The organism is Caballeronia sp. KNU42, from assembly GCF_053760385.1.
In genome coordinates this window covers 2,432,229-2,444,636 of the sequence record NZ_CM132388.1, presented here as the reverse complement: position 1 = coordinate 2,444,636, position 12,408 = coordinate 2,432,229, and the positions used below count along the sequence as shown (strand labels likewise).

Here is a 12,408-nt window from a genome sequence, read left to right as displayed (position 1 = left end):
GGCGTGCCGGCCAAGCAGCGAACGTGTTACCGCAGCGAGGGTTTGCAGCCTTGGTTATTCTTATGGTCTTGCAGCGTGCCTGTGGATGCACGCTGTCCGGATCAACCAACCAGGGACTGCTGCATGACCAAAAAAATCGCACCTACTGAAATCGAAATCGATGCGCTGCTGGCCGGCCGCTGGAGCCCGCGGGCGATATCGAACAAGGCGGTGAGCCGCGAGCAATTGCATAGCGTGCTGGAAGCCGCACGTTGGGCGCCGTCTGCGTCGAACCTGCAGCCGTGGCGTTTCCTGACCTTTGATCGGAACCATGACGAAGCCGCTTTCCAGAAGGCTTTCGCTACGCTGGTGCCGTTCAACCAAGGCTGGAATGCCAACGTGCCCGTGCTGATTTGTGCGCTGGCGTCGACTGTGACGCCTAAGGGCGAAGTGAACCGCCTGGCTCTGTACGATACGGGCGCCGCGGCGATGTCGCTGGTGCTTCAGGCGCATGCGCTCGGTCTGTTGGCCCATCAAATGGCTGGTTTCGACACGAACGCGTTCCGTGAGGCGTTCTCGTTGCCGGACGATGTCGAGGTGATCGCGATGATCTCGCTCGGACATCATGGCGATCCGGCTTCGCTCAACGGAACTCTGCTGGAACGCGAAAACGCACCGCGCTCGCGCTCGGCGATCGGTGAAATTGCGTTCGATGGCGCTTGGGGCAAGGCGTTTAAGTAAGGGTTTTGACTGTCTGCGAGAAAATCCTTGACCTGAATCCCCGGAGCTGAAGGTTTCGGGGATTTTTCCATGCGCGGCTGAAACCGCGTAGGAATCGCGCAGGAAACGCTCAATCCCCCTCCGCCGATGACAACGGCCGTGCCACGTCCTCCAGCGACTTGCGTTCTGCCGATACCCCCCATATGCCGGCGACGACCGCCGCCAGCAGCATGAGCGCAGAACCGATCAGATAGCCCGTAAACACCGCGCCGCGCTCATGTGTGTCTATGAGTCGGCCGAACAGCGCAGGCCCCGCAATGCCGCCTAGCGCCGTCCCAAAGGCATAGAAAATCGCGATGGCCAGTGCTCGAATCTCGAGCGGAAAGGTTTCGCTGACGGTGAGATACGCTGAACTCGCCGCCGACGATGCAAAGAAGAAGATCACCATCCAGGAAATAGTCTGCGTGGTGCTCGTCAGCCAACCCTGCTCGAACATGTACCCGCTGATGGTCAGCAACACCCCCGACATGGCGTAAGTGAAGGCGATCATCTTGCGCCGGCCGAGGACATCGAAGAGCTTGCCTAGCATGATCGGCCCGAGGAAATTGCCCGCGGCGAACGGTAATACATACCAGCCGATATGATCCCCCGGCACGCCGTAGAAATCGGTCAGCACCAGCGCGTAGGTGAAAAAGATCGCGTTATAGAAGAACGCCTGGGCGGTCATCAGCGTCAACCCGACCAGCGAGCGCCGGCGATGCGAATGAAACAGCGAGTGGAACACTTCGCTGAGCTTTGTGTGATCGCGGGCGTGGAGGCGCAGCGGTTTGACGGGATCGGTAGGCAATGTCACGCCATGTTCGCGAAACTTCCCTTCGATGCCCTCCACAATTTCCTTCGCCTCGTCCACACGGTCATGCGTAATCAGCCAGCGCGGACTTTCCGGCACCCACATGCGCATGAACAGGATCAGCAAACCCAAAATTGCGCCGATCAGAAAACACGCGCGCCAGCCGTAATCGGGCGGCAGCAAGCCCGGATCGAGCAGCACGATCGAACCCGCTGCCCCCAGCCCCGCGCCCACCCAGAATGTGCCGTTGATCGCGAGGTCGGTCCAGCCGCGCACGCGGGCGGGGGTGAACTCCTGGATCGTGGAATTGATGGCGGTGTATTCGCCCCCGATCCCCGCGCCGGTCAGGAAGCGAAACAGCACAAAACTCGCGAGATTCCATGAAAAAGCCGTCGCCGCCGTGGCCACCACGTACAAAAACAGGGTGATGAAAAAGAGCTTGCGGCGCCCGAGCCGGTCCGTAAGCCAGCCGAAGCCCAACGCGCCGATCACAGCGCCCGCAATGTAGGCGCTGCCCGCAAAACCCACGTCGGCGTTCGAAAACTTGAGCACGTGACTGGTTTTCAACGCGCTGGCCACCGCGCCGGCGAGCGTCACTTCGAGCCCGTCGAGCAGCCACGTGATCCCGAGCGCCAGCACGATCAGCGTATGAAAGCGGCCCCACGGCAGCCTGTCGAGCCTTCCCGGCAGATCGGTTTCAATGATCCTCGCTGGCGCCTCCTTCTCTGCTTCAACAGCGCGGATCGTCGTGGTGTTGTTCATACGTTCGGCCGGTAATTGGGAATAACCGGCTGCACGCGCCTCCGGCAGAGAGCATTAATTACCGGGTTTTCGAGCAAAATCCGTTCCCCCGGCGTTGTTTTTGATTCGCTGTTGATGTACTGCGCGTTACGTGCTAAAAACGCGCTCCACTTTTTGTTTGCGACGTCGTCGGCGTTTACGCTGCCGACGCTCACCTCATGACCTATTGCGCGATCGATTTCGGCACGTCGAATTCAGCGGTCGCATTGCCCGACGGGGCGTCGATCCGGCTCGCACCGGTCGAAGGCACCGCCACCACGCTGCCGACCGCTGTCTTTTTCAACACGGACGAGGACGAGCAAGCCTACGGGCGGGCTGCGCTCGAGTCTTACATCGACGGCTTCGACGGCCGTCTGATGCGCTCCATGAAGAGCATCCTCGGCTCGCCGCTGGCTGAGACGAGCACGGACCTGGGCGACGGTTCCGCGATCCGCTACGTCGACGTCATCACGCTGTTCCTGCAGCATCTGAAGCAGAAGGCGCAGGCAGTGTCCAGCACGCCCATCACTCGGGCGGTGCTGGGCCGCCCGGTATTTTTCGTCGATGACGATCCGCGTGCCGATCAGCTCGCCCAGAACCAGCTTCAGGCCGCAGCCCAGGCCATTGGTCTGACAGATATTCATTTCCAATACGAACCGATCGCCGCCGCTTTCGACTATGAAGCACGTCTGACGGAAGAGGGGCTGGTGCTCGTCGCGGATATTGGCGGCGGCACGTCGGACTTCTCGCTGGTGCGGGTCGGGCCAGCGCGCGCCAAGCTGTTGTCGCGAAAAGACGACGTGCTCGCGCATTACGGCGTCCACGTGGCCGGAACGGATTTCGACCGGCGTGTGGAGCTCGCGACAATCCTGCGCGAACTCGGCTACCAGTCGATGGCGCCGGAAGGCCGCGAAGTGCCCAATCGCGTCTATTTCGACCTGGCCACCTGGCATCTGATCAACACCGTCTACGGGCCGAAACGCGTCAACGAACTCCAGTTGATGCGGCATCTCTACAGCGACTCGAAGCACCACGATCGCCTGATGCGAGTGGTCGAACGCCGTCTCGGACACGCGCTGGCTTCGCACGCGGAGACCGCCAAGATCGAAGTGGCTGCGGGCGGTGAGACCACTATTGGCATGGAGGAGGTGGAAGACGCGCTGCGTATCGGCTTCAGCGAGCAGCAGCTCATCGACGCGGGGCTGGAAGAGACGCGGCGGATCGTGGCGGCCGCGCGGGAAACAGTGCACCGCGCGGGGGTTACGCCGCAGGACGTAGGCGCGATCTATTTCACGGGCGGATCGACCGGACTCGGTTTTCTGTCGCAATCGCTCTCCGACGCGTTCCCGGAGGCTGAACCGGTGTTTGGCGACCGGCTGGCCAGCGTGGCGACCGGACTCGGTATTTATGCGCGCCGGCTATTCGGTTGACCGGTATTAATTGCAATTATCATTCGACCAATCATTTAAAGTAATTTCTCATTAACTGCTGATAAATCCGTGACACAAAAAGAAAAACCCCGCGAGTGCGGGGTTTTTCTGTATTCAAACGGGCAATAAACTTAAGCCGGCTTGATGTCTGCAGCTTGCTTACCCTTCGGGCCGGTCTTCACTTCGAAGGTAACTTTCTGGTTTTCCTGAAGCGTCTTGAAGCCTTCCACGCGGATTTCAGAGAAATGTGCGAAAAGGTCTTCGCCACCGCCGTCCGGCGTGATGAAGCCAAAGCCCTTTGCGTCATTGAACCACTTGACGGTACCGGTTTCCATGTTACGTGTTCCTAAAGATGTTGAATAAGGCCGAAGCCCGAATGTGCATGAAAATCAAGGAAGGGGCAATGGGACCAACCGGAGTACCGTGATGGGCGAACTACGAAAGACCAATTCACTCGCCACTTGAATTCCTGCAAGAAGGTTTATACGGCGAATCAAACTGGAGGTCAAATAATATCCGACTGTAAACAGGGGTTTTTTTGAGGCGATTTAGTGACATCAATCGTCACATTACAAATCTTTCGATTAATATTTTTTACATCAGTCGAACCGGTCCAAAGCTCAGTCGTAACAGTTGGAGCGTGAAGCGGGCACACCCGTTAAACTACGCGCCATGTTGGGGCACGGCATGAATTGATCTGAAGGTTGTGCATTAATCCGCATAAGGTATTTGAAAGTTTTCTGACTGAAGGAGACGTAGTGAAAAGTTCTATTCAACGGAACATTGGGCCAGTGGCGCTTCTGCTGACAGGCCTGGGTTCGATCATCGGCTCGGGCTGGCTGTTCGGCGCCTGGAAAGCGGCCAAGATTGCAGGTCCTGCGGCTATCGTCGCGTGGGTTATTGGCGCGGTCGTCATACTGGCCATCGCGCTGACTTATGCTGAACTCGGCGCCATGTTCCCGGAGTCTGGCGGAATGGTCCGGTACGCACGCTATTCACATGGCGCGCTGGTCGGATTCGTCAGTGCATGGGCAAACTGGATTGCGATTGTCTCGGTGATACCAATTGAAGCGGAAGCATCGATTCAATATATGAGTACCTGGCCATATTCATGGGCCCATGCACTTTTTGTCGACGGATCACTTACGCCCGTCGGACTAGGTTTATCGGCTTTATTGGTGATCGTGTATTTCCTGCTGAATTACTGGGGTGTTAAATTATTTGCCCGCGCCAATTCCGCCATTACCGTATTCAAGTTCATTATTCCCGGTGCAACCATTCTCGGCCTTATGCTGACCGGATTTCATAGTGAGAACTTTGGTACGAGTTCGAGTTTTGCACCTTATGGCTGGTCCGCAGTCCTGACCGCGGTTGCTACTAGCGGTATCGTATTCAGTTTTAACGGGTTTCAGAGCCCTGTTAATCTGGCCGGAGAGGCGCGTAATCCGTCGAAAAGTATTCCATTTGCGGTGATCGGCTCAATTCTCATGGCACTCGTCATTTACGTGCTGTTGCAAGTGGCTTATATCGGCGCAGTGAGTCCCGGCGATGTGCTGAAAGGCTGGAGCAACTTCAACTTTGCATCACCCTTCGCCGAACTCGCGCTGGCGCTTAACCTGAACTGGCTCGCGTTCCTGCTTTACGTCGATGCATTCGTCAGCCCGAGCGGTACCGGCACGACCTACATGGCCACGACGTCACGCATGATCTACGCAATGGAGCGCAACAACACGCTGCCGAAGATCCTCGGCCACGTTCATCCGCTCTACGGCGTGCCGCGTCCGGCCATGTTCTTCAACCTGGGCGTCGCGTTCGTCTTCATGTTCTTCTTCCGCGGCTGGAGCTCGCTGGCGGCCGTGATTTCGGTAGCCACAGTGATTTCTTACCTCACTGGCCCCGTGAGCCTGATGGCGTTGCGCCGCGCGGCCACGGACCTGCATCGGCCGTTGATGATCAAAGGCATGTCGATCATCGCGCCGTTCGCATTCGTGTGTGCATCCGAGGTGTTGTACTGGGCAAAGTGGCCGCTGACCGGCGAAATCATCCTGCTGATGGTGGTCGCGTTGCCGGTGTATTTCTACTATCAGTCCAAGACCGGTTTTCACGAGTGGAGCGACGACCTGAGGGCGGCGTGGTGGCTAATCGTATATTTGCCGGCGATGGCCGTTGTTTCGCTCATCGGCAGCAAGGAATTTGGCGGACGCGGATTATTGCCGTACGGCTGGGATATGGCGTTGGTGGCCGTCATGGCGCTGGCGTTTTATTTTTGGGGCGTGCAAACCGGATATCGGTCGCAATATCTCGATGAACGCGAAAGCCACGACGATATCCTCGCCGAAGTTGGCGCGTGATAACCCGCTCGTAAAACTCCGCTATTTCAATTAAAAAAACCCGCTTGAGCAATCAAGCGGGTTTTTTGTTTCCGTTCGTGGCATACCGCCCGTGGCAAATCGCCGCATTTTGTGGGGATTTAGGCATCGCCGAAAACGTAATTTGTCATGGCCAACGTTTTCTGAAATGTACCGAGCGATTGAATCCCGAGTTCAAAATCATCGTCGGCGGCGCCCAGCGCACCGAAAATCGGCAGCAAATGTTCATCGGTCGGATGCATTAATACGGCGTGCGGCGCCTGTTTCCGGTAGTCGAGTAACGCTTCGATGTCCCTTTTCGCCAGCTTGTCTTCGAACCAATCCGTGAATTCAGTCACGCGGGGGTCCCCATCTTCCGGCCGTGCGCTGAAATCCGCTGTCCGCAGGTTATGCGTGATCTGCCCCGAGCCCACGATCATCACGCCATCGTCCCTTAGCGCTCGCAGCGCATGGCCTACGCGATAGTGGTGAGCCGGGTCCAGATGTGGCTGTATGGACAATTGAGCGACCGGAATCCCCGCATCCGGAAACATCAGCAGCAGCGGCACCCAGGCGCCGTGGTCAAGACCGTGTTCGGTGATCGCCGACGGAATGCCCGCCTGGGTCAGCAGCGTCGCGGCTTGCTTACCGAGTTCCGGCGCACCCGGCGCGCGGTAGTGGATCTCGTAAAGCGCACGCGGAAAACCGTAGAAATCGTGGATGGTCTCTGGTTGCTCGGCCACACTCGCAACGGGTTGGGCCGTGCCCCAGTGTGCGGAAAGCATGAGTATCGAACGCGGGCGTTCGAAGCGCGTGGCGAAGGAGGCGAATTCGGCGGACGGCATCGATGGATCGATGGGCAGCGTCGGAGCGCCGTGGGAAATGAAAACAGACGGAAGGCGGGACATCGCAGCAACCTCGGAAAGAGTAGTTACCACGAATATAGAGATAGTCGACCGGTTAATAAACAGCCGGCGAGGCAATGAATTGTGTCGCCAGTGTTGTTAATTATCCGTGTCTCTCAACCCTGACCAAGCGGCGGCGGTCGGGCTTCCGAGCGCAAACATGTCGATCACGCGATCGACCGTCTGATCCACCATTTCATCGATGGACGCAGGGCGATGATAAAACGCCGGCAGTGCCGGAAAAATGATCCCGCCCATCTCGGTGACCGAGGTCATATTGCGAAGATGCGCGAGGTTGAGCGGCGTTTCGCGCACCATTAACACCAGGCGGCGACGTTCTTTCAGCACGACATCGGCGGCGCGGGTAATCAGATTGTCCGATAGCCCGAGCGCGATGCTCGCCAGCGTTTTCATCGAACAAGGGGCGACGATCATGCCGTCGGTGGCAAAGGATCCCGATGCAATGCTCGAACCGACATCGCGTACGTTATGCACGACATCGGCAAGCGCCTGGACGGCGGTTTTATCGAGATCCAGTTCATGCTGGATGTTCAGCCAGCCGGCGCTTGAGATCAGCAAGTGCGTTTCAACGCCACCCAGGCGGCGCAGCGTTTCCAGCAGCCGGACGCCGTAGATTGAACCCGATGCACCCGTAATGGCGACGATCAACCGTCGCGGCACGGGCGCTGGAGGCGAAGAACGTGCGGCGGACAATCTCAGGCAGCGGCGAACAATTGTTGCAGTTCACCCGATTCGTACATTTCCATCATGATGTCCGAGCCGCCGATGAACTCGCCGTTCACGTAAAGCTGCGGAATGGTCGGCCAGTTGGAAAATTCCTTGATGCCCTGGCGCACGCCATCGTCTTCGAGGACGTTGACCGTCTTGATCTCGGTCACGCCGCACGCCTTCAGCACCTGGATGGCGCGACCGGAAAAACCGCACATGGGGAACTGAGCGGTGCCCTTCATGAACAGCACGACCGGTGCTCCGTCGACAATTTGCTTGATGCGTTCTTGCGTATCCATGGTCTTTCCTGCGAGGCGTTGTAATGCGGGGTTAATTTTGGGTCGAGCGGTGAGGCACGCGCCACTTCTACTTCAAGCGAAATTTCACACGCTAATGATGTGAAATGATAGCGGATTTCAATCGGAGCGGCTTGAGCCGGCCGGGATGGCTTATGGCCGGTTGTCGTGGACGCCAAGGGTTATCAAGCCGTGAAAAACCCGCCACTGACACGTTCGATACCAGCCAGATCGCGCTCCGAGCGTACGTCGGAAAAGCCGCGCGCGCTCAACAGGGCGCGTACGTCTGCGGCCTGATCGTAGCCGTGCTCCAGCCAGAGTGAGCCGCCGGTTGCGAGGAAAAATGGCGCCGTCTGGACGATTGTGCGGATCGCGGCGAGCCCATCGGCTTCATCGGTGAGGGCGGTGCGCGGTTCGAATCGCAGATCGCCTTCCGAAAGATGAGGATCGTTCTGCGCGATGTACGGCGGATTGCTCACGATCACGTCGAAGCGCAGCTCGGGATCGAGAGCGGCTGTCCAGTCGCTTTCCAGCAGCGCGATTTCACCGCTCGGCCTGCCTGCGTCAAGGAGTTTCGCTGCGTTTCGCGCGGCAACCGCCAGCGCTTGTGCGGAGCGGTCGACTGCCCAGACACGCGCGTTCGGAGTAGCGAAAGCGATTCCCACCGCGATTGCACCGGTGCCCGTGCCCAGATCGAGCACCCGCGGCGCTCCAATTCCCGCCAGTTGTTCAAGCGCGATTTCCACGAGCAATTCAGTCTCCGGCCGTGGAATCAGCACATCCGGCGTGACCTCGAACGCGAGACCAAAAAACTCCCGCGTTCCCACGAGCTGCGCAATCGGTTCACCCGCCGCGCGCCGTTGCGCCAGCGCGTCGAAGCGATCGACACTTTCCACCGCCAGCTCCTCGTCGTCGCGCGTGATCAATTCGGTGCGCCGCCAGCCGAGCACATGTTCGAGCAGAATGCGCGTTTCGAGCGCGGGCAGCGTAGACGCGCGCAACAATCCGGCAACTGTCGTCATTCCGAATCGCCCAGCGCGGCCAGCAACTCGGCCTGATGTTCGCTGACGAGCGCGCCAACCAGATCGTCGATATCGCCATCCATGATCGCGTCGAGTTTGTACAGCGTCAGGTTGATCCGGTGATCGGTCATCCGCCCCTGCGGAAAGTTATACGTGCGAATCCGTTCCGACCGATCGCCCGAGCCGATCAGACTCTTGCGCGTGGCCGCTTCCTTCGCGTGCTGCTCGTGATACTGCTTGTCCATGATCCGCGCGGCGAGCACCTTCAGCGCACGATCCTTGTTCTTGTGCTGCGAGCGATCGTCCTGGCACTCCACGACAATTCCCGTCGGCAAATGCGTGACGCGCACGGCCGAATCGGTTTTGTTGATGTGCTGGCCGCCGGCGCCGGAAGCGCGGAAAGTATCGATACGCAAATCTGCCGGATTGATCACCACCTCGCCAATTTCATCGGCTTCGGGCATCACCGCGACCGTGCACGCCGACGTGTGGATACGCCCCTGCGTCTCAGTCGCCGGCACCCGCTGCACCCGATGCCCGCCCGACTCGAACTTCAGCTTCGAGTACACGTTCAGGCCCGCGATCCGCACGATCACTTCCTTATAACCGCCAAGGTCGGAGACACTTTCCGACATCATCTCGACCGTCCAGCGATTGCGCTCGGCGTATCGAAGATACATGCGCAGCAGGTCGCCCGCGAACAGCGCGGATTCATCTCCACCCGTACCCGCGCGAATTTCGATGAAGATATTGCGGTCATCGTTCGGATCTTTCGGCAGCAACATGGCTTGCAGATCACGCTCGATAGCCAGCATCCGCTCGCGCGCCTCGCCAATTTCTTCTTCGGCGAAATCGCGCATGGAGGGATCGGCGAGCAGCTCCATGGCGGTGGTTTCGTCGTTCGACGCTTGCCGCCACAACGCGTATTGCTCCACGACCGGCCCGATTTCGGCGTTTTCCCGCGTGATCTTCCGATACTGGTCCATATCGGCGGTCACATCTTCGCGGCTCATCAGGTCATTGAGTTCGGCCAGCCGGGTAGTCAGCTGGTCGAGCTTGTTTTGCATGCTCGTTTTCATGGAAGGCTGGAGCGAAGCTCCGGAGTGGACAGCGATCAGGAACGCGACCGCAAAGATGCTCGCATGCGGCGCAACTGAAGAAAAGACGAGAGAGGGGCGCTAAGTTTCCGACGGATCGGTCGGATCGTTCGATCCCGACGGATGGCCGTGCTTGTAAAGCCCGCCCATCAGGTCGATAAGCTGGTCGCGATTCTCGCGGCTGGCACGGCTGAGCGCGTGCGTGGGGCCGTGGATCAGCTTGTTGGTCAGCGACTGCGACAGCGCTTCGAGCACCGCCGCCGGGTCGTCGCCGCGCGCGAGCATCTTGCGGGCGCGTTCGACTTCGGCGCGGCGCATGGCGTCGGCTTGCGTGTGCATGTGACGGATCACCGGCACGATGCTGCGTGCATCGAGCCATTGCATGAAGTTCTGCACCCGCGTGTCGATGATCGATTCCGCCTGCGCCACCGCCGCTTGCCGGGACGCGCTGCCTTCGCGCACGATGGCGCCGAGGTCATCGACGGTATAGAGGAATACGTCCTGCAGCTTGCCCACTTCGGGTTCGATATCGCGCGGCACGGCGAGATCGACCATGAAAATCGGCCGATGGCGGCGCGCCTTGACGGCCCGCTCGACCGCGCCAAGCCCGATGATTGGCAAGGTGGATGCCGTGCACGACACGATGATGTCGAACTCGTGCATGCGCGCGGGCAGCTCGGAGAGGGGAATGGAGCGGCCGTTGAAGCGTTCGGCGAGCTTTTCACCGCGTTCCGCAGTGCGATTTGCGACTACGAGTTCCCGCGGCTTCTGCGCGGCAAAATGCGTCGCGCACAACTCGATCATCTCGCCCGCGCCAATGAACAGCACGCGCTGGCCTGAAATGTTTTCGAATATGCGCTGCGCTAGACGCACGGCAGCAGCGGCCATGGAAACAGATTGAGCCCCAATTTCGGTGGTGGTGCGGACTTCCTTCGCGACGGCGAAGGTCCGCTGGAACAACTGGTTGAGATACGTGCCGAGCGCGCCGGCTTCGGACGCGGTGCGCACCGCATCTTTCATCTGACCTACGATCTGCGTCTCGCCAAGCACCATGGAATCAAGCCCGGACGCGACCCGAAACGCATGCCGCACCGCTTCGGACTGCGGCAGCGCGTAGACGTGAGGCGCGAGCTCGGAGACCGGCAGGTTGTGATACTTGGACAGCCAATGGATCGCGGCGTCCCGAGCGGCTTTGTCGTCGGTAGCGCAATACAGCTCCGTGCGGTTGCACGTGGACAGGATCGCGGCTTCCGGCGCAGCCTTCCCCAGCGGCCCCAGCCACAGATCCTTCAGCGCGCCGAGCGCTGGTTTGATCTGTTCGAGCGGAAACGCCACGCGTTCGCGCAAGGCGACAGGCGCAGTGTGGTGATTGATTCCGATCGCGAGGAGCTGCATGTTTTGGGCCTGATCCGATGGCCTTGAGATGCCTTTGAATTTAGCCCGATATTATAGCCTTTCGTGAATTTCTTCAGTTCCAGCTGGCAAACCCATGCCAGACAAGCCCCCCGGCATGAAATCCGTTTCAATCCGGTCCAGTTGGTAGCCGTAACCGTACAGCGGCGTCAGCCGATAACCGTTGTCCGGCCGCAGAAGCAATTTCGTGCGCAGGCGAGACGCGTGGGTGTCCAAAGTCCGCGACGCCATGTCGCTCCCGCGCGGCCACACCACTTCCATGATGTGCGCACGGGACACGGCGCGCGACAGATTCGTGAACAGCAAGCGGGCGAAGCGGAATTCCTTCGGCGTGAGCAAAACCCGCTGATCCAAAAAACTGACGCTCAATTCCGACATATTGAACCGATACTCGCCGAAATGCTCGGCAGCGGGCGTACGAACCGCGCTTCGGCGCGCCAGCACTTCCACACGGGCGGCCAGTTCGGTGCAGCGGACGGGTTTGGCGACGCAATCATCGGCACCCGCTTTCAGGCACGCGACCATATCGGACTCGCTCTGGCTCGCGGCGATCAACACGATGGGAAGTTGCGGCGCCAGTTGCCTCACACGTTCGATGATTTCCGCGCCGATCATGTCGCGCGTTTCATTGGCGGCAATCAGCAAGTCAAATGTGTCGTACCTCATTCGATCCAGCAACACGGGCGCCGTTGGGAAGAAATGGCAGAAATGGCCGTCCAGGACGAGCGTCCGGCGGATGAGTGCGGCGTGCTGGACGTCCGCGTCGATAATGGCGATTCGCATGATTTCCGACGCCTTCACGCGCGCTGAGAGCTGGCCGGGCGGCGCGGCGCTTGCTT

12 protein-coding genes are annotated in these 12,408 nt (G+C 59.4%); 3 read left to right on the top strand and 9 right to left on the bottom strand.

Translation table 11 applies throughout. The features are described 5' to 3' along the window. Window positions 1-123: 123 nt before the first annotated feature. Window positions 124-720: a nitroreductase family protein gene (locus ACSOSP_RS10905; protein ID WP_455306450.1), complete on the top strand. Its 597-nt coding sequence runs from the start codon at window positions 124-126 to the stop codon at window positions 718-720. A gap of 109 nt (window positions 721-829) precedes the next feature. On the opposite strand, the gene ACSOSP_RS10900 is transcribed toward ACSOSP_RS10905, so the two are convergent. Continuing rightward, window positions 830-2,311, bottom strand: coding sequence for an MFS transporter (locus ACSOSP_RS10900; RefSeq protein WP_455306448.1), 1,482 nt, complete (start codon window positions 2,309-2,311; stop codon window positions 830-832). Window positions 2,312-2,508: 197 nt separating this feature from the next. Here ACSOSP_RS10900 and ACSOSP_RS10895 point away from each other — a divergent pair, with 197 nt between their 5' ends. Further along, the gene (locus ACSOSP_RS10895; RefSeq protein WP_455306446.1) at window positions 2,509-3,759 is read left to right on the top strand and encodes an Hsp70 family protein; all 1,251 of its coding nucleotides are present in this window, start codon (window positions 2,509-2,511) and stop codon (window positions 3,757-3,759) included. Window positions 3,760-3,890: 131 nt separating this feature from the next. Here the strand turns inward: ACSOSP_RS10895 and ACSOSP_RS10890 are convergent, their stop codons facing one another. Next, window positions 3,891-4,094 carry a cold-shock protein gene (locus ACSOSP_RS10890; RefSeq protein ID WP_455306445.1) on the bottom strand — a complete coding sequence of 68 codons (204 nt, stop codon included), beginning with the start codon at window positions 4,092-4,094 and terminating at the stop codon, window positions 3,891-3,893. A 423-nt stretch (window positions 4,095-4,517) separates the two neighbouring features. On the opposite strand from ACSOSP_RS10890, the gene ACSOSP_RS10885 reads away from it, so the two are divergent. Further along, window positions 4,518-6,110, top strand: a complete 1,593-nt coding sequence (locus ACSOSP_RS10885) for an APC family permease (protein WP_455306443.1) — start codon at window positions 4,518-4,520, stop codon at window positions 6,108-6,110. Between the two features lie 119 nt (window positions 6,111-6,229). Here ACSOSP_RS10885 and ACSOSP_RS10880 read toward each other — a convergent pair whose 3' ends face one another. The 7 genes from ACSOSP_RS10880 to ACSOSP_RS10850 form a co-directional block, all read right to left on the bottom strand. After that, complete coding sequence (locus ACSOSP_RS10880) at window positions 6,230-7,015, bottom strand: DODA-type extradiol aromatic ring-opening family dioxygenase (RefSeq protein ID WP_455306441.1); 786 nt, start codon at window positions 7,013-7,015, stop codon at window positions 6,230-6,232. Window positions 7,016-7,111: 96 nt separating this feature from the next. After that, the gene (locus ACSOSP_RS10875; RefSeq protein ID WP_455306439.1) at window positions 7,112-7,693 is read right to left on the bottom strand and encodes a UbiX family flavin prenyltransferase; all 582 of its coding nucleotides are present in this window, start codon (window positions 7,691-7,693) and stop codon (window positions 7,112-7,114) included. Window positions 7,694-7,728: 35 nt separating this feature from the next. Next, a complete protein-coding gene (grxD, locus tag ACSOSP_RS10870) occupies window positions 7,729-8,040 on the bottom strand; it encodes a Grx4 family monothiol glutaredoxin (RefSeq protein WP_455306437.1) in 312 nt (103 codons plus the stop codon). A 182-nt stretch (window positions 8,041-8,222) separates the two neighbouring features. Further along, on the bottom strand, window positions 8,223-9,059 hold the full coding sequence (prmC, locus tag ACSOSP_RS10865; protein WP_455306435.1) for a peptide chain release factor N(5)-glutamine methyltransferase: 837 nt from the start codon (window positions 9,057-9,059) through the stop codon (window positions 8,223-8,225). After that, window positions 9,056-10,138: a peptide chain release factor 1 gene (prfA, locus tag ACSOSP_RS10860; protein ID WP_455306434.1), complete on the bottom strand. Its 1,083-nt coding sequence runs from the start codon at window positions 10,136-10,138 to the stop codon at window positions 9,056-9,058. The genes prmC and prfA overlap by 4 nt, the downstream gene beginning before the upstream one ends. 99 nt (window positions 10,139-10,237) lie before the next feature. After that, window positions 10,238-11,551, bottom strand: a complete 1,314-nt coding sequence (hemA, locus tag ACSOSP_RS10855; protein ID WP_455306432.1) for a glutamyl-tRNA reductase — start codon at window positions 11,549-11,551, stop codon at window positions 10,238-10,240. Between the two features lie 51 nt (window positions 11,552-11,602). Beyond that, window positions 11,603-12,352, bottom strand: coding sequence for a response regulator transcription factor (locus tag ACSOSP_RS10850; protein WP_455306430.1), 750 nt, complete (start codon window positions 12,350-12,352; stop codon window positions 11,603-11,605). Between the last annotated feature and the right edge of the window lie 56 nt (window positions 12,353-12,408).